Source organism: Microbacterium sp. 1262 (assembly GCF_040544895.1).
GTDB lineage: Bacteria > Actinomycetota > Actinomycetes > Actinomycetales > Microbacteriaceae > Microbacterium > Microbacterium plantarum.
In genome coordinates, this window is record NZ_JBEPKU010000001.1 from 191,516 (window position 1) to 212,814 (window position 21,299).

The following is a 21,299-nucleotide window of genomic DNA, read 5'->3' on the forward strand; positions in this document are numbered from 1 at the left end:
GGCGACCGCCGAGTCCAAGCCGTCAGGCGCCCGTCGCGATGGGTCGATCGGGATGCTGCGACCACTGGCTCCACGAGCCGGGGTAGAGCACCGGCCGGTATCCCGCGAGGCTGAGGGCGATGGCCTCGTGCGCGGCGCTGACGCCCGAGCCGCAGTAGACGCCGACCGTCGCGCCGGGTTCTGCGCCCAGCGCTGCGAACCGTTCGCGCAGCTCATCCGAGCACCGGAACCGCCCCGACTCATCGTTGTTCTGCGTCGTCGGCGCGGACACCGCGCCCGGGATGTGGCCGGCGCGCGGGTCCATCGGCTCGACCTCGCCGCGGAACCGTTCGCCGGCGCGGGCGTCGAGCAGCAGGCCGGTGCGGGCCTGATCGAGGACGTCGTCGATCCCGAGCACCGGTAACTCGCCGGGCGAGACGACCGCGGTACCCGGACGCACGTCTGCCGCGTCGCCCTCCTCGAGGTCGAACCCCGCGTCGATCCAGGCGGCGAGGGCGCCGTCGAGCACCCGGACGTCGGCGATACCGGCATCCCGCAGCACCCACCAGGCGCGGCCGCTCGCCAGGTTGGCGACATCGTCGTAGACCACGACGGTGTCGCCCTCGTCGATGCCCCAGTCGCGCACGGCGGCCTGCAGCGTCTCGGGGGAGGGCAGCGGATGCCGGCCCTCCGTCGGCTCGCCGTGCTCGGCGAGCTGGGTGTCGAGGTCGGCGTAGCGCGCGCCGGGGATGTGGCCCGCGCGGAACGCCGGGCGTCCGTCGGGGCGGTCGAGCCACCACCTGACGTCGAGCACCCGCACGGGGCCGCCGTCGGGGTAGCGGCCCGCCCCGATGGCGGTCCGGAGTTCAGCGGCAGTGGTGAGGATGCGGTCCATGCGTGCGATTCTCGCGCACCGCGGCCCCGGTCGTCGTCGGACGTCGTCGCTAGTGTTGTCGCGTGCCAGAATCCGTCATCTCCGCCCGTGGGCTGCGCAAGACCTATGCCGTGAAGAGCAAGCCCGACTTCGTCGCGGTCGACGACCTGTCGTTCGAGGTGGCGCCCGGAGAGTCCTTCGGGCTGCTCGGCCCGAACGGCGCGGGAAAGTCGACCACGATGAAGATGATCGGCGCGGTGTCCACCCGCAGCGGCGGCGACCTGCAGATCCTCGGGCTCGATCCCGATCGCTACGGCCCCGAGATCCGATCCCGGCTCGGGGTGGTGCCCCAGCAGGACAACCTCGACGGCGAGCTGAACGCCCGCGAGAACCTCTACATCTACGGGCGGTACTTCGGTCTTCCGGGCAAGGTCTGCCACGAGAAGGCCGACGAGCTGCTCGCGTTCGCGCAGCTCGAAGACAAGGCGAAGAACAAGGTCGATCAGCTGTCGGGCGGCATGAAGCGGCGCCTCACGATCGCGCGCGGCCTCATCAACGACCCGCGCATCCTGCTGCTCGACGAACCGACGACGGGCCTCGACCCCCAGGCCCGCCACGTGCTGTGGGACCGGCTGTTCCGTCTGAAGGAGCGCGGCACGACGCTCGTCCTCACGACCCACTACATGGACGAGGCCGAGCAGCTGTGCGACCGACTCATCGTCGTCGACAAGGGGCGGATCATGGCCGAGGGCACGCCGGCCTCGCTCATCCGCGAGCACTCGAGCCGTGAAGTCCTCGAGGTGCGCTTCGGGTCCGACCGCAACGAGTCCGCGGCCGCTCAGCTGCGGGGCATCGGCGACCGCGTCGAGGTGCTGCCCGACCGCATCCTCGTCTACGCCCACGACGGTGAGGCGGCTCTCGAGCGTGTCTCGGCGGTGGGGCTCACGCCGCTCACGAGCCTTGTGCGCCGATCGAGCCTCGAAGACGTCTTCCTGCGCCTGACCGGACGGTCGCTGATCGAATGAGCACCCAGACCGCGCACCCCACGCTCGACGATCTCCGGGCCGAGGCGATGGCCGGTGGGCGCAAGCCCCGGCGCTACGGCACCTGGTACGTCGCCGAGCACATGGTCCGTGCGATGCGCGCCTACGGCTGGACGATCGTCGTCGGCGCGGTCGGGCAGCCGATCATGTATCTGCTCGGGCTGGCCGTCGGGCTCGCGGCGCTCATCACCGCGCCGATCTCCTCCCACGGCCAGGAGGTCGGCTATCTCCCGTTCGTCGCGCCGGCGCTGCTCGTCACCGCCGCGATCGCCGTGGCCTCCGAGGAGATGACCTATCCGGTGATGGCGGGCTTCAAGTGGCGCCGCTACTTCTACGGATTCAACGCGTCGGCGCTGTCGAGCCCGCAGATCGCGAACGGTGTCATCATCGGTGCGACGGCGCGGATGATCGTCGCCGTCGGTGCTTACTACCTCTTCATCTGGCTGCTGCCGTTCGGCGCTGTCCCGAACCCCGCGACGGGCTGGCTGTCGATCCTCGCCGGTGTCGCGGCCGGTATCGCCTTCGGCATCCCGCTCATGGCGTATGCGGGCTCCATCCAAGACGACAAGGGGCAGTTCGCCCTCGTGCAGCGCTTCATCTTCATGCCGATGTTCCTCTTCTCGGGCACCTTCTACCCCGTGGAGACACTTCCGGTCGGCCTGCAGTGGATCGCGTGGATCTCGCCCCTGTGGCACGGCGCCGAGCTGGGGCGCGCGGCGACCTACGGGGCCGACATCGGCGTCGGGATGATCGCCGTGCACGTGCTCTACCTGCTCGCACTCGCCGCCGTCGGCTACCTCTGGGGCCGCCGTGTCTTCACCGAGAGGCTCGCGAAATGAGCGCCGTGATCGCGCCGGAGACGCCGACGGGCCGCCGCGGGGGCGTACGCGCACTGTGGGCCGGCAACCCGGGCGCGGTCGTGCAGCGCGGTCTCATCGCGGCTCGTTCGTCGAGTTGGATCGTCGTCCTCTCGGGCTTCTTCGAGCCCGTGTTCTATCTCGCGTCTCTCGGCATCGGGCTCGGCGCCCTCATCGGCGAGGTCGAGACCTCGTCGGGAGCCGAGGTCCCGTACGCGGCGTACATCGCTCCCGCGCTGCTCGCGGTCTCGGCGATGAACGGTGCCGTGTACGACTCGACGTGGAACGTCTTCTTCAAGCTCAACTACGGCAAGCTCTACGAGGGGATGCTGTCGACCTCGCTCGGGCCGCTCGACGTCGCCCTCGGTGAGATCCTGTACGCGCTGCTTCGCGGTCTCGTCTACGCCACCGGCTTCATGATCATCATGCAGGTGCTGGGGCTGAACCTCGCATGGACCGCCGTGCTCGCCCTCCCGGCGGTGCTGCTCATCGCCTTCGGGTTCGCGAGCATCGGCATGGCCGTCACGAGCTACATGAAGACCTTCCAGCACATGGACTGGATCAACTTCGTGCTGCTGCCGATGTTCCTGTTCTCGGCGACCTTCTACCCGATCACGGTCTATCCCGAGTGGGTGCAGGTGATCGTGCAGGCGCTGCCGCTGTGGCACGGCGTCGAGCTGATCCGCGGGCTGACAACCGGCATCCTCTCCGCCGGAATGCTGTGGCACGTGCTCTACTTCGTCGTGATGATCGCGCTCGGTCTCGTATTCACGACCAAGCGGCTGCGCGCCCTGTTCCTCGACTGACGCGCCGCGACCGCGCAGAGACGACGGATGCCGCGAGCCCGAGGGCCCGCGGCATCCGTCGTCCGAGGCGGGGATCAGCGTGTGGCTGCCGCCTCGCCGATGTTCGCGTCGTACTCGGAGTCCTTGGTCTCCTTCGACAGCCACAGGGCGATGAAGGTGAGCACGGCGGAGGCCGTGAGGTACACGCCGACGAGCCAGGTCGAGCCGCCAGCGAGCGCCCACAGGGTCGTCGCGATGCTGGGCGCGACGGCGGCACCGAGGATCGACGCCACGTTGTAAGAGATGGCCGAGCCGGTGTAGCGAACGTTGGTCGGGAACAGCTCGGGGAGCAGCGCGCCCATCGGGCCGAACGTCGCGCCCATGAGCATGAAGCCGAGCACGAGGAACGCCTGGACGAGCGCCCCGGTGAACTTCGGGTCGAGCTGCGGTGCGAGGAAGACCGCGAACAGCAGGCCGAACACCGCGATGACGCCGGTGACCCACAGCAGCAGCTTGCGGCGGCCGATCGAGTCGGCGACGGGGCCCGACAGCAGCGTGAAGATGCCGAAGAAGATCACGCCGACGATCTGCATGATGACGAAGTCGGTGAACCCGAACCCGAGGCCCGGAACGTAGGCCGCCGCGTCGAAGGCCGCGCCCGATGCCTCGGCGGTCGCCTGCGCGGTCTCGAGGGTCGGCTTGGTGCCGTACGCGAGGGTGAAGCTCGTCATCAGGTAGAAGAGCACGTAGGTCGCGAGCATGATGAAGGTGCCGAGGATCAGCGCGCGCCAGTGTCCGCGGATGACGGATCCGAGCGGGAACTTGCGGATGGCGCCGGTCTTCTCCGCCTTCGAGAACGTCTCGCTCTCGACGAGCTTGAGGCGCACCCACAGGCCGACGATGACCATGACGGCGGAGAACAGGAACGGCACGCGCCAGCCCCAGGCGAGGAACTCCTCGGAACGCTGGGCCGGGCCGTCGGGGTGCGGCAGCGCGAAGTAGATCACGAGGAAGACCGAGTTCGCGATGATGAAACCGATCGGCGCGCCCAGTTGGGGGAAGGTGCCGTACCAGGCGCGCTTGCCCTTCGGGGCGTTCTCGGTGGCGACGAGCGCCGCTCCCGACCATTCGCCGCCGAGGGCGAAGCCCTGCGCGAGACGCAGCACGAGGAGCAGCAGCGCCGCCCACCAGCCGATGTCGTTGAAGGTGGGGAGGCATCCGATGAGGATCGTCGCGATGCCCATCGTGAGGAGCGAGGCGACGAGGGTCGCCTTGCGGCCGAACTTGTCGCCGAAGTGGCCGAAGACGACGGCGCCGATGGGACGCGCGATCATCGCGGCGCCGAAGACCGCGAACGAGGCGAGGAGCGACGCGGTGTCGTCGTCGCTCGGGAAGAAGAGGATCGGGAAGACCAGGACCGCCGCGGTCGCGTAGACGTAGAAGTCGTAGAACTCGATCGTGGTGCCGACGAGGCTGGCGGTGATGACGCGGGAACGGGGGTTCGCGGGCGCGGTGGGAGCCGCGGTGGCGGATGACATGTGCGGTGTGATGCCTGTCTGGGAGAACGGGTGAGCGCCCTCGTGGGAGCGTGCCGGTGGGCGGACGTCCGAGGCGGGGTGGTGCGGCGGACGTTCGACGCGGGGATCACCGGCGGCGTCGACGGTGTCGGCGACGCACGATCGTCCATTCTACGGCGGATGCCGCGACCCGGTGTTCCGAGACGCGGCATCCGCGCGTGGTGGACCGCAGTCCGGGGGTGTCAGCGCCAGAGCACCGCGATCGCGACGTTGGCCACCGTGCCGATTCCGATCAGCCAGAAGATGGCGGCGGGAACCGCCTGGGTGCGCTTCTGGCGGGCCGAGCCGATGCCCAGCAGCGCACCGATCACGAGCAGGATGACGAGCTTGACGGTGATCTTGACGTAGTTGAACTCGTGGTCGGTTCCCCACGGTGCTGCCAGGGCGAGCCCGGCGACACCGGCGACGAGGAGGCCGTAGCTCATGACCCGCGTGATGCGGCGGGCGCCGAGGGCTTCGACGAGCCAGGCGCCGAAGAGCGTGGCGAAACCGATGAGGTGGACGACGAGGACGATTCCGCGGAGGGTTTCCATACCCTCAGCCTAGCTGAAGGTATGGAGTGCCGACACAGTGTCAGCCGCGAAGCGAGCGCAGCGTCAGCGCCGTGCGCAGTGCAGCATCCGCCGCCTCCGCGCCCTTGTCCTCCTTCGAGCCGGGCAGACCCGCCCGGTCGATGCCCTGCTGCTCGTCGTCGAGGGTGAGCACGCCGAAACCGACCGGCTTGCCCGTGTCGATCGCGACGCGCGTCAGCCCGTCGGTGGCCGCCGACGACACGAAGTCGAAGTGGGGCGTTCCGCCGCGGATGATGACGCCGAGGGCGACGACGGCATCCGCTCCGGAATCGAGCGCGGCCTTCGCCACGACCGGGAGCTCGAACGATCCCGGCACGCGCACGAGCCGCCAGGCCGCACCCGACTCCTCGAGCACGCGCTCGGCGCCGGCGATGAGTCCGTCGGTGATGACGTCGTGCCACTGGCCGGCGACGACGACGACCTTCAGGTCGCCCGCGTCGATGTTCTGGCGTTCGGGAGCGCCGTGTCCGCTCATGCGATGTTCTCCGAGTTCTGTCGAGGGTCGGTGGTCTCGTCCGCGGGGGCCGCCACGGTGCCGCGGGCGAGCGCCGCGCTCAGCTCGGCGTCGTCGATGATGTGGCCCATGCGGTCGCGCTTCGTGGCGAGGTACTGGTGGTTGTTGGCGCCCACGCCGACGAGCAGCGGAACCTGCTCGGCGATGTCGAGGCCGAGCGCGCGCAGCTGCGACACCTTGTCGGAGTTGTTCGTCAGCAGGCGGATGCTGCCCACGCCGAGATCGGCGAGGATGCCGGCAGCCGCGGCGTAGTCGCGGGCGTCGGCGGGAAGCCCGAGCGCGAGATTCGCGTCGAGGGTGTCGAGCCCGCGCTCCTGCAGCTGGTAGGCGCGGAGCTTGTTGATCAGCCCGATGCCGCGACCCTCATGACCGCGCATGTAGATGACGATCCCGCCGTCGCGGTCGATCGCGTCGAGGGCGGCATCGAGTTGCGGGCCGCACTCGCACTTGAGCGAGCCGAACGCCTCGCCCGTGAGGCACTCCGAGTGCACACGCACGAGTGGGGCGGCATCTGCGAGGTCGCCCGAGACGACGGCGATGTGGTCGGTGCCGGTGACGCGGTCCTTGTACGCGAGGAAGCGGAACGTGCCGTGCGACGTCGGCACCTGCGCCTCGGCACGCAGGCTCACGCGGCGCCGGTTCGAAGCGGCGCCGCCGGCGGGACGCGGGTCGGTCTCGTCGAGGTGCGCGATGAGCTGCTCGATCGTGATGACCGGGATGCCGTCGCGCTCGCCGAGCTCGAGCAGGCCCGGCATCCGCATCATCGAGCCGTCGTCTGCGACGATCTCGGCGATCGCGCCGACCGGCTCGAGACCGGCGAGCTGCATCAGCTCGACCGCCGCTTCGGTGTGACCGCTGCGCTCGCGCACACCGCCCTCGACGGCGCGCAAAGGCAGGATGTGGCCCGGACGGATGACGCTGCCCGGCGTCGACGCGGGATCGGCGAGCACCGTGAGGGTGCGGGCGCGATCGGCCGCGCTGATGCCGGTGGTCACGCCGTCGGCGGCGTCGACCGAGACGGTGTAGGCGGTGCCGCGGGCATCCTCGTTCGTCTCGACCATCGGCGGGAGATCCAGCCGGTCGGCCCACTCGGCGGGCATCGGCGCGCAGATGAAACCGCTCGAGTGACGGACCGTCCACGCGATCCACTCGGGTGTGGCGAGCGCGGCCGACAAGATGACGTCGCCTTCGTTCTCGCGGTTCTCATCGTCGGCGACGATGATCGGCTTTCCGGCCCGCAGCGCGTCGAGCGCCTCGGAGAGGGGAGAAAGGCTCATCGGGAGCCTCCTTCGTTCGAGAGGGTGGTGAATGCCAGCAACCGCTGGACGTGTCGGGCGAGGATGTCGGTCTCGAGGTTGACCGCGTCGCCGACGATCCGGTCGCCGAGGGTTGTCGCGGCGAGCGTCTCGGGGATGAGGGAGACCTCGAGCCAGGCCTCCGCGACGTGGGCGGCGCTCACGGCGCTGACGGTCAGGGAGACGCCGTCGACCGTGATCGACCCCTTGTCCACGACGAGCGGGGCGAGGTCGGCGGGCACGGAGATGCGCAGGACGCGCCACTGCTCGCCGGGGCGTACCTCCAGGACGTGGCCGAGTCCATCGACGTGTCCTTGCACGATGTGCCCGCCCAGCCGGGTGTGCGCCGCGAGCGCGCGTTCGAGGTTGACGGCCCGGCCCGGCTCGATCCCGGTGAGGCTCGACACGTCGAGGGTCTGGCGCATGACGTCTGCCGTGAACCAGTCGTCGCCCTGGTCGACCACCGTGAGGCAGACACCGCTGACGGCGATCGAGTCGCCGTGGCCGGCATCCGACACCGCCTTCGGCGCGCGCACGGTGATCCGCACGCCCTCGCCCGACGGCTCGACGGCGACGACCTCGCCGATCTCTTCGATGATTCCGGTGAACATCAGGCGTCTCCTTCGGACGGGGATGTCGGGGGCGCGGGGGAGGCGACGATCAGCAGGTCGTCGCCCAGGGTCTCGACCGAGCGCACGCGCAGACGTCGCTGGTCGGTGATCGTCTCGACGCCGAGCGAACGCAGCGCCGGGCGGTCGTCGCCGACCGTGCCGGAGCCGATGAGGGTCGGGGCGATGTAGGCGAGGATCTCGTCGGCGAGCCCTGCCCGAATGAAGGCGCTGGCAATGGTCGGGCCGCCCTCGACGAAGACGCGCTGCACCCCGAGCTCACGCAACTGCGTCATCAGCGAGGGCTCGTTCGCGCTCTCGCCGCCGAGGTTCTCGCCGTCGCGGTGCAGGAGGGGCAGCGGGTGTCGACGCACGAGCGCGTCGTCGGGCACGGCACGCTGACCGAGGACGACGGGCATCGGCTGCCGCTCGTAGAGAGTGCCGTCGGGACGCCGCGCCGTCAGGGCGGGATCGTCGGAGAGCAGGGTGCCCGTGCCCACGACGATGGCGTCGGCCTCGCTGCGCCGGCGGTGGACGTCTGCTCGTGCGGCGGGGCCGGTGATCCACTGGCTCGTGCCGTCGGGTGCCGCGGCGCGACCGTCGAGCGACTGCGCCCACTTCACGGTGACGTGCGGCCGGCCGAGGCGCTGCACGGTGAGCCAGTCGTGGATGAGCGCGTGACCGTCGTCGGCGAGCACCCCGCCGACGACGTCGACCCCGGCATCACGCAGGCGCTGCGCGCCGCCGGCCGATGCGTCGCCCGGGTCGGACGCGGAGTAGACCACCCGCGCCACGCCGGCCTCGATGAGCGCGAGCGCGCACGGGCCGGTGCGGCCGGTGTGGTTGCAGGGCTCGAGGCTCACCACGGCGGTGGCGCCGCGGGCCGCGCCGGCGGAGAGCTGAGTGAGAGCGTCGACCTCGGCGTGGGGAGTGCCCGCGCCACGGTGCCAGCCCTCGGCGAGCACGGACCCGTCGGGTGCCAGGAGCACGGCGCCGACCTGCGGGTTCAGCCCGCGCGGACCGTTGCCGGCGAGCTCGAAAGCGCGACGCATCGCGGCGATCTCGCGGTCGGTGGTGCCCGGCATCCTTCGTCCTTCGGTCAGTCTCCGGGGACGCGGGCGGGCGCGCGCAGCGCGAACGCTGCCGTGCTTCCTCTCATCCGGACTAGCGACTCGCGTCGCATCACCGTCGGTCCCGGAATTCCACCGGATCAACCTCTCGGCCCGAGGGCCTCGAGGGTCGCGGACTCTCACCGCCGGTTCGGATTCTCACCGACCCCGGAGCACGTTCAATACTCCGATCGTACTCAACGCGGCGCTGCCTGCGGCATTCCCGACTTCCGCCGTCACTTGAGCAGGCGGGAGAGTCGGCGATCCGCGAGCAGCTTGCCGCCGGTCTGGCACGTCGGGCAGTACTCCAGGCTGTTGTCGGCGAAGAAGACGCTGCGCACCTCATCGCCGCAGACCGGGCACGCCTCGCCGCGGCGCCCATGCACCCGCATCCCGCGGCGTTTGGCGTCCTTCAGGTCGGCAGGAGGCTTGCCCGATGCCGCGGCGACGGCCTCGGCCAGCGTCGCGCTGAGTGCGGTGTAGAGCCGGTCGACCTCCGCGTCGTCCAGATTCGCGGCCAGCGCGTAGGGCGACATCTTCGCCGCGTGGAGGATCTCGTCGGAGTACGCGTTGCCGATCCCCGCGACGATGGACTGATCGCGCAGCACACCCTTGATCTGGGTGCGGCGGCCCGCCAGCAGGCCCGCCAGGGTGTCGCGGTCGAACGAGGGATCCAGCGGGTCGGGACCGAGCCGGGCGATGCCCGGCACCTCGGCCGGATCACGGACGACGTAGACCGCGAGCGACTTCTTCGTGCCGGCCTCGGTCAGATCGAACCCCGAGTCGTCGTCGAAGCCGACGCGGAGCGCGATCGGGGTCTTGCCGGGGCGGATGACGGTCGACGGCAGCGCGTCGTACCAGCGCAGCCACCCCGCCTTGGCGAGGTGGAAGACCAGGTGCGTGCCGCCGTCGGTGGCCAGGTCGACGAACTTGCCGTGACGGGATGCAGCGGTCACCGTCGCGCCCTCGAGCGTCTCGATCGGCGGGTCGTACGTCTTCAGCGCGGAGATCGCGCTGACCCGGGCTTTCGTGATGCGGCGTCCGGCGAGGCGACCGCCGAGGTAGTCGACGAGTCCCTGCACTTCCGGCATCTCGGGCATGGCGTCATCCTGGCACGCACCACCCCCACGCGGCACGGGCTTGCGCCCGGACCGCGGCCTGGTTCAGGCGTGGTTCAGTCGGCGAGGATCGGCCAGGGCTGCGGCGCGCGGTCGTCGTCGGGCAGGATGCCGGCGATCCAGCCGTCGTGGCGGGCGTCGCGGTGCGGGAGCCCGCGCCGCAGCATCCCTTCGTACCGGAAGCCGAGGCTGCGCGCGGTGCGCGCCGATGCGACGTTGCCGACGATCGCCCGCCATTCGATGCGCGCGAGCGACAGCGGCTCGGCGAAGCCGAAGTCGATGACCGCGCGGGCTGCCTCGCTCAGGTAGCCGTGCCCGCGCGCCGATACGCTCATCCAGAACCCGATCTCCGCGGCACCTTCCGGGCTCACGCGGTGCAGGCCGATCATGCCGATCCACTGGCCGTCCCGGCGGATGCCCCACGTCAGCTCGGACTGCTCGTCCCACCAGGCCGCAGCCTTCGCGATGAACTCCTCGGCGTGCTCGCGCGTGTAGGGAGAGGGCACGGTGGTCCAGCGCGGGACCTCGGGATCCTGCGCCGCCGCGGTGATCGCGTCGACGTCGTCGAGAGTGGGCATCGACAGCTCGAGCCGCGCGGTTCGGAGGGTCACCGGTTCCATCCTCCGACCCTACCGAGGCGGGCCGGCCGGTTCGGGTCGTGCCCAGCCTTCGTCGCGGTGCCGCGAACAGGCCCAGCCCGGTGTCGCCGTGCCTCGCGCCCCCGGGGCCCGCTCTCAGCCTGTTGACGGCACGCGTTTCAGCTGTTCCGGGGATCGAGCTCCGGTCAGCCGACATTCCGCGCCGGGACGGAGGACTCCTCGTCGTGTGCGTGCCAGGCGGCGTCCAGCCGTGCCGTCAACAGGCTGGCGGCGCCATGGCGCCTCTCATCGCGCGGAACGCGGCGCCTGAGCCTGTCGGTGGCACGGATCAGCGACTTCCGCACAGGCAGCGGGCGAGTCTGGCTGTTCACAATTTCCTCCTGCGCAGGCCATGCACGGGACCACGGACGACACCGTGTCGGCATGGACCCTCACGCCTCGTCAGCCTGGCTTCCCGCAGAGATCATGGAGTTGCGTCGTTGGTCGACATCCGATCTGCGCGCGGGTGGTCTCCGCAAGCGCGACATCGCGGATGCCGTCTCCGCCGGGCGACTTGTGAGGCCCCTGCGGGGCTCGTACCTCGTCGCGGATGCGCCACCAACCGTCGTCGTCGCGGTCTCGCTCGGCGGTCGTCTCACCTGTGTGAGCCTGTTGCGCCTTCTCGGGGTGTTCGTCCTCGAGCCGGCCGGGCCGCATGTGCAGCTACCGCGGACGGCCTCGCGCGTGCCGACGCGCGAGACCCTCGCGGGGTCGAAGTCGGTGCTGCATTGGACACCTCCCATCGCTCCGCGCCCCAGATGGTTCGCGTGCTCGAGCATCATCGACGCGCTGGTCCGCGCGGTGCAGTGCCAGTCACCCCGAGCTGCCGTCGCGACGCTCGACAGCGCGCTTCATCTCGGGCTTCTCCAGGCCGCGGATCTCGACAGCGTCTTTGCGGCCCTGCCTCTCCGATACCGCCCGATCCGGCGTCTGATTGACGGGCGGGCCGAATCCGGACCAGAGACGCTCATGCGGCTCCTCCTGCGCGGAATCGCCAAGACGGTCGAGGTGCAGGTGCGCATACCTGGAGTCGGACGAGTCGATCTGCTCGTCGATGGTTGGTTGATCGTGGAGTGCGACAGCGATGCTCATCATTCCGGGCTCGACGCGCGCCGACGAGACAGCGCGCGCGACCTCGCGGCCGCAGCCCTCGGCTACCTGACGCTACGACCGATGGCGGCGGACATCATGTGGCGACCCGATCGGGTCCTCGAAGCCGTGCGCGGCGTTCTCGCATCCGGTGTGCGGCCGGCTCGCGTGCGCTGACGCTTCTACCAGCGGATGCCTGCTGCTCTGCGTGCCGTGCGCAGGCTGAAACGGCTCGCGGTGGGGCGTAGGGGCTTGGGTGGGGCGCTGAGCCTGTTGACGGGACGGAGATGACGCGAAGACAGGGCTGTTCTCCGGCCCGCCCGGCCCGTGGGGCGGTTCTCGCTCGGTGGGTCGACAGGTCTCGCTCGACGCGCCGACCGGGCGACCGGAGTGCGGATGCCTGCTGTTCCGCGTGCCGTGCGCAGGCTGAAACGGCTCGCGGTCGGGCGTAGGGGCTCGGGTGGGGCGCTGAGCCTGTTGACGGGACGGGGACGGCTCGAAGATGGGGCGCCGACGCGACGGCTACCCCGCAGGACGGGGACGGCTGCCCCGCAGGACGGTGCCGGTAGGCCCGTCGGTGGCGACGGGGGTTCCGGCAGCCCCGCCGGTCGGGACGGGGCCGCCCGCAGCGGACGGGCCCCCGCAGCGGCGAGGACGGGGCCGTCCCGGGATCAGGCAGAGGGGTTCTGCGAGATGTAGACCGCCATCGCGGCGAGGTTCGTCAGGGGAGCCATCGCACCGTTGCCGGGTGCGTCGAAGACCATCGCTTCGACGCCGGCCTCGGCGTAGGACGCGACCCACGCCGCGGCCGACGGGAGCGGCACGGCGAGGAGGCGCGATGCCTCCTCTTCGGGCAGGCCGAAACCGAGGGCGGCTTCATGGGCGCGGTCGGCGGTGGAGAACGCGAAGATCACGGCGCCCTCGTCCGAGCGCAGCGCGAACGGGGTGGGCTCGTCGTCGGAGCCGCGGGCGATGAAGAGCCAGCGGTCGAGCGCGAAGGCGGCGCGCCAGAGTCGCTCCTGCACGGCGGCGTCGGCGGGGGAGGCCTTCGACGCGGCCGCCGCCTCGTCGAGCGCCTCGATCAGCTCGGGCGCGGGCTCGACCGGCATCTCCGCTGCGGTGGTCGCCGGCGCCGCGTTCTGGTTGCCGTCGGTCGCAGCGGGCAGTCCGGCGTCGGGCGCGGTCGATTCGTTGTCAGACACGACGCAGCAGTCCCAACTTGTCGTAGACGTCAGCGAGCGTGCGGTCGGCGACCTCGTCGGCGCGCGCGGCGTTCGACGCGAGCACCCGGTCGAGCTCGGCCGGGTCGTCGAGCAGCTCGAGGGCACGCTCGCGGACCGGTCCGAACTCGGAGACGACGACCTCGGCCAGTCCCTTCTTGAAGTCGCCGTAGCCGCGACCGGCGTACTCGTCCTCGATCGAGGGGATCTGGCGGCCCGTCAGCGCGGCGTAGATGACGAGCAGGTTCGAGACGCCGGGCTTGTTCTCGCGGTCGTAGCGAACCGAGCCCTCGGAGTCGGTGACGGCCCGCATGACCTTCTTCGCCGACACCTTCGGGTCGTCGAGCAGCCACAGCACGCCGGCATCCGACTCGGCGGACTTCGACATCTTCGAGGTCGGGTTCTGCAGGTCGTAGATGCGCGCGGTGTCCTGCTGGATGACCGGCATCGGCACGCGGAACGTCTCGCCGTAGCGCGAGTTGAACCGCTCGGCCAGGGTGCGCGTCAGCTCGACGTGCTGCTTCTGGTCGTCGCCGACGGGCACGATGTCGGTCTGGTAGAGCAGGATGTCGGCGGCCATGAGCACCGGGTAGGTGAAGAGCCCCACGTTGGTGGCGTCGGCGCCGTAGCGCTGCGACTTGTCTTTGAACTGCGTCATCCGGCCGGCTTCGCCGAACCCGGTGATGGTCGAGAGCACCCAGGCGAGCTCGGCGTGCGCGCGGACGTGCGACTGCACATACAGGGTCGAGCGCGAGGGTTCGATGCCCGCCGCGATGTACTGCGCTGCGGTGCGCCGAGTCTTCGCCCGCAGCTCGGCGGGGTCATGCGGCTGAGTGAGGGCGTGCAGGTCGACGACGGAGAAGAACGCGTCGTAGGTCTCCTGCAGGTCGCGCCACTGCATGAGAGCCCCGATGTAGTTGCCGATCTGGAGCGAATCGGCGGACGGCTGCATTCCGGAGTACAGGCGGGGCTTGGTCACCAGAAGAGTCTACGGGCGTCGCCCCGCGGGCCGTCGCCCCGTCGCCTCGATCAGCCCGGGAAGACGTAGTCGGCGACGACGGGGGCGTGGTCGCTCCACCGGGTGTCCCACGACGGCGCGCGCACGACACGGTAGTCGGTGACGCGCTCCGCGAGCTGCGGCGTGGCGAGGTGGTAGTCGATTCGCCACCCGGTGTCGGTGTCGAACGCCTTTCCGCGGTTGGACCACCACGTGTAGGGACCGTCGACCTCGCCGGCGAACCGACGTCCCACGTCGACCCACCCGAGGCCGGTGCCCCGCTCGCCGTCGACGGTGTCGATCTCGACGCCGGCGGGCGCGGTGAACCGGTCGAAATAGGCCCGCTCGCGCGGGAGGAAGCCGGCCTTCTTGCGATTGCCGCGCCAGTTGCGGATGTCGAACTCACGGTGGCCGACGTTCAGGTCGCCGGTGATGACAGCGAGTTCGCCGAGCTGCGGCATCCGCTTCTCCATCGCATCGAGGAAGGCGTACTTCGCGACCTGCTTCTCGGTGTCGGCCTCGCCGGTGAAGACGTACGCGCTGACGACCGTGAGATGCTCGCCCGCGACCTCGATGTCGGCCTCGACCCAGCGTCCCTTCGAGTCGAGATCGTCGTCGCCGAGCTCGATGCGCCAGACGTCGAGGGGCTCGCGGGCGGCGATAGCGACACCTGCGCGCCCCTTCGCGAGCGCCTCGTCGGAGACGAAGTGCCAGTTCGGCAGGGCAGCGGCGAGGTCGGAGGCCTGGGCGCGGACCTCTTGGAGGGTCAGGATGTCGACGTCGGCGGTCTCGAGCCACTCGTGCATTCCCTTGCGGGCGGCGGCGCGGATGCCGTTGACGTTGACGGAGGCGATGCGAAGACGACGTGACACGTCTGCCAGCGTAACCGCGGCCTCCGACAGGGCTCACCGCGCGGCGCGCTGCTCCGCGTCGAGACGTCGCAGCAGCTCGCGCGCCCGCTTCACATCCCGGCGGGCGGGAACTCGCCGCCACCACCCGGCTTCGGCGAGGGCGTGCTCGGCGTCGCGCAGCTGTGCCTCGGCGACCACACGCAGGGCGCGCCGCTCGTCCTCGCGCCTCTCTTCCTCGGTCCTCACCTCGAGCGGGATGCCGTCATCCGCCGCCGACACGGCCACCCACGACGCTGCGACGAGGATGACGATGCCCGCGAGGCGCAGCCAGAGGAGGAATCCGATGAGCACCGAGAACGTCGCGAGGAGCGGGTTGGTGGGGGAGTAGACGGCGAGGAAGCCGGCGCCGAGCTGCAGCACGCTCAGCGCGACGCCGCCGAAGATCGATCCGGGGATGATCTTGCGCCAGGGCAGCGCGGTCCCGGTCAGGAACCGGATGAGCGCGGTGAGGGCGGCCGCGTTGATCACGATCGCGACCAGCACAGACGCGAGTCGGCTGAGCACGTCGATCGTGGTCGACTCGTACGGGATCTCGAAGAGGTCGAACACCTGCCGAACGACGCCGCCCGCCACCAGACCCAGTGCGGCGCCGAGCACGAGCGCGAGGCCGAAAAGCAGGGCGGCGCCGAAGTCGCGCAGCTTCAGGAGCAGGTAGTTGCGCGTGTCGAAGGGGAGGCCGAAGATATCCCGCACCGCGCGGCGCGTGAACGTCACGAACCCGATGGCCGTCCAGATCGCGACCGCGAGGGCGACGGCACCCGTCACCGCCAGGACGCTGCCGCTGTTGCGGGCGATGTCGGCGACGTCGGTGGGGGAGACCGGACCGCTGCCGGAGATCAGCCCCGGGATGTAGCTGTTGACGACGTCGATGAGGGCGTCGATCGCCATGCGCGATCCCCCGAGCCACAGCCCGACGACGGCGAACGCCGTGTAGATGGTGGCGAAGAGGGCGAAGAGCGACTGGTAACTGATGCTCGCGGCGAGGAGGAAGCCGTTGTGCCGCAGAAAGTGGCGCCATACCCGGATCGGGAACCAGCCGAGCGTGCGACGCGTGATCGTCGTCGCACGCTCGATGGGCTGGTCGAGCCGCTCGCGCAGCCGAGACGCATCCCACCGTTCGCTCAGCGCATCTGTCGCGGAAGGGTCGGGATCCACGTCGTCGAATCTATCGGCAGCGGCGGCGCGAGCTGATCGGGCGCGAGCCCGGCCGGCTCAACGCCCGCGGAGAACCGCCTGCTTGACCTCGGCGATCGCCTTGGTGACCTCGATGCCGCGCGGGCAGGCCTCGGTGCAGTTGAAGGTCGTGCGGCAGCGCCACACGCCTTCCTTGTCGTTGAGGATGTCGAGGCGCACGTCGCCCGCGTCGTCGCGCGAGTCGAAGATGAAGCGGTGCGCGTTGACGATCGCGGCGGGGCCGAAGTACTGGCCGTCGGTCCAGAACACGGGGCACGACGAGGTGCACGCGGCGCAGAGGATGCACTTGGTGGTGTCGTCGAAGATCTCGCGGTCGGCGATCGACTGGATGCGCTCCTTGCCGGCCTCGGGCTTCGAGTTGGCGATGAGGAAGGGCTGCACGTCGCGGTAGGAGGCGAAGAACGGCTCCATGTCGACGACGAGGTCCTTCTCCAGCGGCAGGCCCTTGATCGCCTCGACGTAGATCGGCTGCGAGATGTCGAGGTCCTTGATCAGCGTCTTGCAGGCCAGGCGGTTGCGCCCGTTGATGCGCATCGCGTCGGACCCGCAGATGCCGTGCGCGCACGAGCGGCGGAAGGTCAGCGACCCGTCGACATCCCACTTGATCTTGTGCAGGGCGTCGAGGACCCGGTCGGTCGAATAGAGCTCGACGTCGTAGTCGACCCACCTCGGCTCGCTGTCGACCTCGGGGTCGAAGCGCCGGATGATGAAGGTGACCAGGAACGACTGGATGCCGGTGTCGTTCGCCGCCTCGGCAGGGGCCGCGGCATCGGTTTCGACGATCGTCATCAGTACTTCCTCTCCAGCGGCGGGTACCGCAGTTCGCCGTTCTCGTTCTTGGTGAACACGACGGGCTTCCAGTCGAGCCGGATGTGGTCCTCGGCGTGCGACGAGTGGGGGTCGCCCGACAGATAGGCCATCGTGTGCTTCATGTAGTTCTCGTCGTCACGCGTCGGGAAGTCATCGCGCATGTGTCCGCCGCGACTCTCCTTGCGGTTGCGAGCGGCGACCACGACGACCTCGGCGATGTCGAGCAGGAAGCCCAGCTCGACCGCCTCGAGCAGATCGGTGTTGAACCGCTTGCCCTTGTCGTCGACGTGGATGTTCTTGAACCGCTCGCGCAGGTCGGCGATGACGTCCATGACGTGCAGGAGCGACTCCTCGGTGCGGAACACCTGGGCGCCCTTGTCCATCTCGTCCTGGAGCGTCTTGCGCAGGACCGCGATGCGCTCGGTGCCGGGGTTGTTGCGCACGCCTTCGATGAGTTCGCGCACGTCCTTGGCGGGGTCCGCGGGCAGCGGCACGAAGTCGGCGGTCTTGACGTACTCGACGGCGTTGCGGCCGGCGCGCTTGCCGAAGACGTTGATGTCGAGCAGCGAGTTGGTGCCGAGGCGGTTCGAGCCGTGCACCGAGACGCACGCGCACTCGCCGGCGGCGTAGAGGCCCGGCACGACGGTGGTGTTGTCGGCGAGCACCTCGGCCTCGACGTTCGTGGGGATGCCGCCCATCGCGTAGTGCGCCGTGGGCATGACGGGCACCGGCTCGACGACGGGGTCGACGCCGAGGTAGGTGCGGGCGAACTCCGTGATGTCGGGGAGCTTGGTCTCAAGGACTTCGGCGCCCAGGTGCGTGCAGTCGAGCAGCACGTAGTCGCGGTGGGGACCGGCGCCGCGGCCTTCGGCGACTTCCTGCTGCATGCATCGCGAGACGATGTCGCGGGGAGCGAGGTCCTTGATGGTGGGCGCGTAGCGCTCCATGAACCGCTCGCCCGACGCGTTGCGGAGGATCGCGCCCTCGCCGCGTGCGCCTTCCGTGAGCAGGATGCCGAGACCGGCGAGGCCGGTCGGGTGGAACTGGAAGAATTCCATGTCCTCGAGCGGCAGGCCCTTGCGCCAGACGATGCCGACGCCGTCGCCCGTGAGGGTGTGGGCGTTCGAGGTCGTCTTGTAGATCTTGCCGAAGCCGCCGGTGGCGAAGATGACGGCCTTCGAGTGGAAGACGTGCAGGTCACCGGTCGCCAGGTCGTAGGCGACGACGCCCGCCGTCTGGGTCGAGCCGTCGGGCGCGGTCACCGTGATGAGGTCGAGCACGTAGTACTCGTTGAAGAAGTTGATGCCGAGCTTGACGCAGTTCTGGAACAGCGTCTGCAGGATCATGTGGCCCGTGCGGTCGGCGGCGTAGCAGGCGCGGCGCACCGGCGACTTGCCGTGGTCGGCGGTGTGGCCGCCGAAGCGGCGCTGGTCGATCTTGCCCTCGGGGGTGCGGTTGAAGGGCAGGCCCATGTTCTCGAGGTCGATGACCGCGTCGATGGCCTCCTTGGCGAGGATCTCCGCCGCGTCCTGGTCGACGAGGTAGTCGCCGCCCTTGACGGTGTCGAAGGTGTGCCACTCCCACGAGTCCTCTTCGACGTTGGCGAGCGCCGCCGCCATGCCGCCCTGCGCCGCACCGGTGTGCGAGCGGGTCGGGTACAGCTTCGAGATCACCGCGGTGCGGGCACCCGGACCGGCTTCGATCGCCGCCCGCATGCCGGCGCCGCCGGCGCCGACGATGACGATGTCGAACTGGTGGTAGTGGATGCCGTCCTTGACGACGACCGCTTCGGTCTGGGTGCTCACGGGGCGAGCCTTTCGTTGCTGTGATTCACGTCGTCGGAGCGCAGGGTCAGCCCTGGCAGGTCTCCCAGAGCATGCTGTCCGCGGTCACTCCGAGGCAGGGGTCGAAGGTGAACACGACCAGGGTGCCGAGCAGGATCAGCAGACCTGCCGAGAGCCAGATGGCCCACACGAGGACCTTCCGCGCCGTCGCACCCGCGACGTAGTCGTTCACGATCGTGCGCATGCCGTTCGCGCCGTGGATCAGGGCGAGCCAGAGCATCAGCACGTCCCACCACTGCCAGAACGGGCTGGCGAACTTTCCGGCCACGAAAGCGAAGTCGATGCCCTTGATGCCCTCGCCGAGCATGAGGTTGACGAAGAGGTGGCCGAAGATCAGGACGACCAGCAGCACGCCGGAGGCGCGCATGTAGACCCAACCCCACTTCTCGAGGTTGGCGCCCTTCTTGCGGACCTGCGGGCTGCGGGGAGCGGCAAGGGTGTCGGCGGTCATCAGTGACCCCCTCCAATCTCGGAGAGAACGATGGGCACGTGACGCGCCGCGAAACCGATGATGGTGACGGCCCAGACCGCGAGGACACCCCACCACAGCTGACGCTGGTGGCGCGTCGCCCACGGCCACAGGTCGACGGCGATGATGCGCAGACCGTTGAAGGCGTGGTAGACGATCGCGGCGACGAGGGCGACCTCGCCGAGACCCATGATCGGGTTCTTGTAGGTGCCGATAACGGCGTCGTAGGCCTCGGGCGACACGCGGATCAGCGCGGTGTCGAGCACGTGGACCAAGAGGAAGAAGAAGATGGCCACGCCGGTGATGCGGTGAAGCACCCACGACCACATGCCCTCGTTGCCGCGGTACAGCGTGCCGCGCGGGGTCTTGGATGTGGTCTGGGCTACCGACGGTGTGACGCGTGCTGGTGCAGACACGGTCGTCCTCCCTGGATCGAACACGGTTCGTGGGGGCGATCGATGCCCCGGTGGGGCGATTGACCCCCGGCGTCACATGGGCGCACATCGATTCTAGGCCGGGAAAATGACGCGGGGCGACGAAGGGCACCCTAAAGAAAGCGGGTTCTTGCGCCGGGGGCTGCGGCCGCGTCCCGGTACGCTCGGAGCATGATCGACGAGATCCCGGACTTCTACGCCGTCATCCCTGCAGGAGGCGTGGGCAGCAGGCTGTGGCCGCTGTCGCGTGCCGACGCGCCGAAGTTCCTGCACGACCTCACCGGATCGGGCCACTCGCTGCTGCGCGACACCTGGGACCGGCTTGCGCCGCTCGCAGGGCCCGACCGCATCGCCGTCGTCACCGGTCGCGCCCACCGTGCGGCCGTCGAGTCTCAGCTCCCCGGCATCCCCGACAAGAACGTGTTCCTCGAATCGGAGCCGCGCGACTCGGCGGCCGCGATCGGTCTGGCGGCCGCGATCCTCCACCGACGGCATCCCGACGTCATCATCGGCTCGTTCGCGGCCGATCACGTGATCCGCGGCAGCCGGGTCTTCGAGTTCGCGGTCCGAGACGCGGTCGAGGTCGCGCGCGAGGGCTACATCTGCACGATCGGCATCACCCCCTCCGAGCCCGCTGTCGGCTTCGGCTACATCAAGCGCGGCGGCGAACTGATCGTCGAGGGCGCTCGCGACGCCTCTCTCGTCGAGCGTTTCGTCGAGAAGCCCGACCTCGAGACGGCGCGAGCCTATGTCTCCGACCGGTCGTACCTCTGGAATGCGGGCATGTTCATCTCGCGGGCCGATGTCCTCCTGGCCGAGATCGAGGCGAACAGCCCCGAACTGCACGCGGGCCTGCTCGAGCTCGCCGAGGCCTGGGACGATCGCGACCGGCGCGGTCCCGCCGTCGACCGCATCTGGCCGCAGCTGAAGAAGATCGCGATCGACTACGTCGTCGCCGAGCCCGCCGCCGAGAAGGGCAAGCTCGCCGTCGTGCCGGGGCACTTCGACTGGGACGACGTCGGCGACTTCGCGAGCCTCGCGAAGCTCAACTCCAACGGACGCAAGAACGACCTGGCCATCCTCGGCGAGAACGCCCGCATCCTCTCGGACGCGGCCAGCGGCATCGTGGTCAGCCACACCTCGCGGGTCATCAGCCTGATCGGCGTGAAGGACATCGTCGTCGTCGACACTCCCGACGCGCTTCTGGTGACCACGAGCGAGAACGCGCAGCGCGTCAAGCACGTGGTCGACGCCCTCAAGCTGACGGGACGCGGCGACGTTCTGTGACGCGCACATTGCGTCTTTGTAACCATTCGCGGGGCGGGGTGCGTCCGGGGTGCAACCCGGACGAAACAGTAGGTA

At 69.8% G+C, this 21,299-nt stretch carries 22 protein-coding genes and 1 riboswitch; of the genes, 5 read left to right on the top strand and 17 right to left on the bottom strand.

The annotated features are described in order from the left end of the window. Positions 1-22 precede the first annotated feature (22 nt). Complete coding sequence (locus tag ABIC53_RS00875) at positions 23-874, bottom strand: sulfurtransferase (protein WP_274178931.1); 852 nt, start codon at positions 872-874, stop codon at positions 23-25. A 62-nt stretch (positions 875-936) separates the two neighbouring features. Between ABIC53_RS00875 and ABIC53_RS00880 the strand changes: the two genes are divergently transcribed. The 3 genes from ABIC53_RS00880 to ABIC53_RS00890 are packed head-to-tail and all read left to right on the top strand — an operon-like array spanning position 937 to position 3,559. Further along, on the top strand, positions 937-1,878 hold the full coding sequence (locus ABIC53_RS00880; RefSeq protein WP_274178930.1) for an ABC transporter ATP-binding protein: 942 nt from the start codon (positions 937-939) through the stop codon (positions 1,876-1,878). Further along, positions 1,875-2,735, top strand: coding sequence for an ABC transporter permease (locus ABIC53_RS00885; RefSeq protein WP_354450000.1), 861 nt, complete (start codon positions 1,875-1,877; stop codon positions 2,733-2,735). The genes ABIC53_RS00880 and ABIC53_RS00885 overlap by 4 nt, the downstream gene beginning before the upstream one ends. Further along, entirely contained in the window at positions 2,732-3,559 is an 828-nt protein-coding gene (locus ABIC53_RS00890) for an ABC transporter permease (protein WP_114588579.1), read from the top strand. The genes ABIC53_RS00885 and ABIC53_RS00890 overlap by 4 nt, the downstream gene beginning before the upstream one ends. 74 nt (positions 3,560-3,633) lie before the next feature. Here the strand turns inward: ABIC53_RS00890 and ABIC53_RS00895 are convergent, their stop codons facing one another. From ABIC53_RS00895 to ABIC53_RS00930, 8 genes are all read right to left on the bottom strand, one after another. Then, positions 3,634-5,076 carry an MFS transporter gene (locus ABIC53_RS00895; RefSeq protein ID WP_269267903.1) on the bottom strand — a complete coding sequence of 481 codons (1,443 nt, stop codon included), beginning with the start codon at positions 5,074-5,076 and terminating at the stop codon, positions 3,634-3,636. A 221-nt stretch (positions 5,077-5,297) separates the two neighbouring features. Continuing rightward, positions 5,298-5,648, bottom strand: coding sequence for a Fe-S protein (locus tag ABIC53_RS00900; protein WP_274178928.1), 351 nt, complete (start codon positions 5,646-5,648; stop codon positions 5,298-5,300). Positions 5,649-5,688: 40 nt separating this feature from the next. Further along, positions 5,689-6,162 carry a 6,7-dimethyl-8-ribityllumazine synthase gene (gene ribH, locus ABIC53_RS00905; protein WP_274178927.1) on the bottom strand — a complete coding sequence of 158 codons (474 nt, stop codon included), beginning with the start codon at positions 6,160-6,162 and terminating at the stop codon, positions 5,689-5,691. After that, positions 6,159-7,478, bottom strand: coding sequence for a GTP cyclohydrolase II (gene ribA, locus ABIC53_RS00910; RefSeq protein WP_114588578.1), 1,320 nt, complete (start codon positions 7,476-7,478; stop codon positions 6,159-6,161). The genes ribH and ribA overlap by 4 nt, the downstream gene beginning before the upstream one ends. Beyond that, complete coding sequence (locus ABIC53_RS00915; RefSeq protein ID WP_354450003.1) at positions 7,475-8,107, bottom strand: riboflavin synthase; 633 nt, start codon at positions 8,105-8,107, stop codon at positions 7,475-7,477. Before ABIC53_RS00915 ends, ribA begins: the two co-directional genes overlap by 4 nt. Beyond that, positions 8,107-9,189: a bifunctional diaminohydroxyphosphoribosylaminopyrimidine deaminase/5-amino-6-(5-phosphoribosylamino)uracil reductase RibD gene (gene ribD, locus ABIC53_RS00920; protein WP_354450005.1), complete on the bottom strand. Its 1,083-nt coding sequence runs from the start codon at positions 9,187-9,189 to the stop codon at positions 8,107-8,109. Before ribD ends, ABIC53_RS00915 begins: the two co-directional genes overlap by 1 nt. A gap of 57 nt (positions 9,190-9,246) precedes the next feature. Then, positions 9,247-9,393, bottom strand: a riboswitch (FMN riboswitch). Positions 9,394-9,449: 56 nt separating this feature from the next. Beyond that, complete coding sequence (locus tag ABIC53_RS00925) at positions 9,450-10,313, bottom strand: Fpg/Nei family DNA glycosylase (protein ID WP_269267896.1); 864 nt, start codon at positions 10,311-10,313, stop codon at positions 9,450-9,452. A 74-nt stretch (positions 10,314-10,387) separates the two neighbouring features. Continuing rightward, positions 10,388-10,951, bottom strand: coding sequence for a GNAT family N-acetyltransferase (locus ABIC53_RS00930; protein WP_112617420.1), 564 nt, complete (start codon positions 10,949-10,951; stop codon positions 10,388-10,390). 402 nt (positions 10,952-11,353) lie between these two features. Here ABIC53_RS00930 and ABIC53_RS00935 point away from each other — a divergent pair, with 402 nt between their 5' ends. Further along, a complete protein-coding gene (locus ABIC53_RS00935) occupies positions 11,354-12,235 on the top strand; it encodes an endonuclease domain-containing protein (RefSeq protein ID WP_274178924.1) in 882 nt (293 codons plus the stop codon). Between the two features lie 494 nt (positions 12,236-12,729). Here the strand turns inward: ABIC53_RS00935 and ABIC53_RS00940 are convergent, their stop codons facing one another. Genes ABIC53_RS00940 through sdhC form a run of 8 tightly spaced genes read right to left on the bottom strand, consistent with a single transcriptional unit; the run spans position 12,730 to position 19,919 of the window. Beyond that, positions 12,730-13,260 (bottom strand): hypothetical protein, encoded by a 531-nt coding sequence (locus tag ABIC53_RS00940; protein WP_354450008.1) that lies wholly within the window; start codon positions 13,258-13,260, stop codon positions 12,730-12,732. Further along, a complete protein-coding gene (gene trpS, locus ABIC53_RS00945; RefSeq protein ID WP_502915505.1) occupies positions 13,253-14,257 on the bottom strand; it encodes a tryptophan--tRNA ligase in 1,005 nt (334 codons plus the stop codon). The genes ABIC53_RS00940 and trpS overlap by 8 nt, the downstream gene beginning before the upstream one ends. A gap of 50 nt (positions 14,258-14,307) precedes the next feature. After that, positions 14,308-15,147: an exodeoxyribonuclease III gene (locus ABIC53_RS00950; protein WP_112617418.1), complete on the bottom strand. Its 840-nt coding sequence runs from the start codon at positions 15,145-15,147 to the stop codon at positions 14,308-14,310. 33 nt (positions 15,148-15,180) lie between these two features. Continuing rightward, positions 15,181-16,341, bottom strand: coding sequence for a YihY/virulence factor BrkB family protein (locus ABIC53_RS00955; protein WP_354450010.1), 1,161 nt, complete (start codon positions 16,339-16,341; stop codon positions 15,181-15,183). Between the two features lie 57 nt (positions 16,342-16,398). Further along, a complete protein-coding gene (locus ABIC53_RS00960; protein ID WP_094260201.1) occupies positions 16,399-17,169 on the bottom strand; it encodes a succinate dehydrogenase iron-sulfur subunit in 771 nt (256 codons plus the stop codon). Beyond that, complete coding sequence (sdhA, locus tag ABIC53_RS00965) at positions 17,169-18,995, bottom strand: succinate dehydrogenase flavoprotein subunit (protein ID WP_354450012.1); 1,827 nt, start codon at positions 18,993-18,995, stop codon at positions 17,169-17,171. The genes ABIC53_RS00960 and sdhA overlap by 1 nt, the downstream gene beginning before the upstream one ends. A gap of 46 nt (positions 18,996-19,041) precedes the next feature. After that, a complete protein-coding gene (locus ABIC53_RS00970) occupies positions 19,042-19,485 on the bottom strand; it encodes a succinate dehydrogenase hydrophobic membrane anchor subunit (protein ID WP_354450014.1) in 444 nt (147 codons plus the stop codon). After that, positions 19,485-19,919, bottom strand: a complete 435-nt coding sequence (gene sdhC, locus ABIC53_RS00975; protein WP_023955538.1) for a succinate dehydrogenase, cytochrome b556 subunit — start codon at positions 19,917-19,919, stop codon at positions 19,485-19,487. Before sdhC ends, ABIC53_RS00970 begins: the two co-directional genes overlap by 1 nt. Positions 19,920-20,108: 189 nt before the next feature. Between sdhC and ABIC53_RS00980 the strand changes: the two genes are divergently transcribed. Continuing rightward, positions 20,109-21,224, top strand: coding sequence for a mannose-1-phosphate guanylyltransferase (locus tag ABIC53_RS00980; RefSeq protein ID WP_282501399.1), 1,116 nt, complete (start codon positions 20,109-20,111; stop codon positions 21,222-21,224). Positions 21,225-21,299: the final 75 nt, after the last annotated feature.

What these genes read in the sequence shown, in the direction of transcription:
- ABIC53_RS00875 (WP_274178931.1), bottom strand. Translation starts at nt 874, where the DNA reads ATGGACCGCATCCTCACCACTGCCGCTGAACTCCGGACCGCCATCGGG.
- ABIC53_RS00885 (WP_354450000.1), top strand. Translation starts at nt 1,875, where the DNA reads ATGAGCACCCAGACCGCGCACCCCACGCTCGACGATCTCCGGGCCGAG.
- ABIC53_RS00890 (WP_114588579.1), top strand. Translation starts at nt 2,732, where the DNA reads ATGAGCGCCGTGATCGCGCCGGAGACGCCGACGGGCCGCCGCGGGGGC.
- ABIC53_RS00895 (WP_269267903.1), bottom strand. Translation starts at nt 5,076, where the DNA reads ATGTCATCCGCCACCGCGGCTCCCACCGCGCCCGCGAACCCCCGTTCC.
- ABIC53_RS00900 (WP_274178928.1), bottom strand. Translation starts at nt 5,648, where the DNA reads ATGGAAACCCTCCGCGGAATCGTCCTCGTCGTCCACCTCATCGGTTTC.
- ribH (WP_274178927.1), bottom strand. Translation starts at nt 6,162, where the DNA reads ATGAGCGGACACGGCGCTCCCGAACGCCAGAACATCGACGCGGGCGAC.
- ribA (WP_114588578.1), bottom strand. Translation starts at nt 7,478, where the DNA reads ATGAGCCTTTCTCCCCTCTCCGAGGCGCTCGACGCGCTGCGGGCCGGA.
- ABIC53_RS00915 (WP_354450003.1), bottom strand. Translation starts at nt 8,107, where the DNA reads ATGTTCACCGGAATCATCGAAGAGATCGGCGAGGTCGTCGCCGTCGAG.
- ribD (WP_354450005.1), bottom strand. Translation starts at nt 9,189, where the DNA reads ATGCCGGGCACCACCGACCGCGAGATCGCCGCGATGCGTCGCGCTTTC.
- ABIC53_RS00925 (WP_269267896.1), bottom strand. Translation starts at nt 10,313, where the DNA reads ATGCCCGAGATGCCGGAAGTGCAGGGACTCGTCGACTACCTCGGCGGT.
- ABIC53_RS00930 (WP_112617420.1), bottom strand. Translation starts at nt 10,951, where the DNA reads ATGGAACCGGTGACCCTCCGAACCGCGCGGCTCGAGCTGTCGATGCCC.
- ABIC53_RS00935 (WP_274178924.1), top strand. Translation starts at nt 11,354, where the DNA reads ATGGACCCTCACGCCTCGTCAGCCTGGCTTCCCGCAGAGATCATGGAG.
- ABIC53_RS00960 (WP_094260201.1), bottom strand. Translation starts at nt 17,169, where the DNA reads ATGACGATCGTCGAAACCGATGCCGCGGCCCCTGCCGAGGCGGCGAAC.
- ABIC53_RS00970 (WP_354450014.1), bottom strand. Translation starts at nt 19,485, where the DNA reads ATGACCGCCGACACCCTTGCCGCTCCCCGCAGCCCGCAGGTCCGCAAG.
- ABIC53_RS00980 (WP_282501399.1), top strand. Translation starts at nt 20,109, where the DNA reads ATGATCGACGAGATCCCGGACTTCTACGCCGTCATCCCTGCAGGAGGC.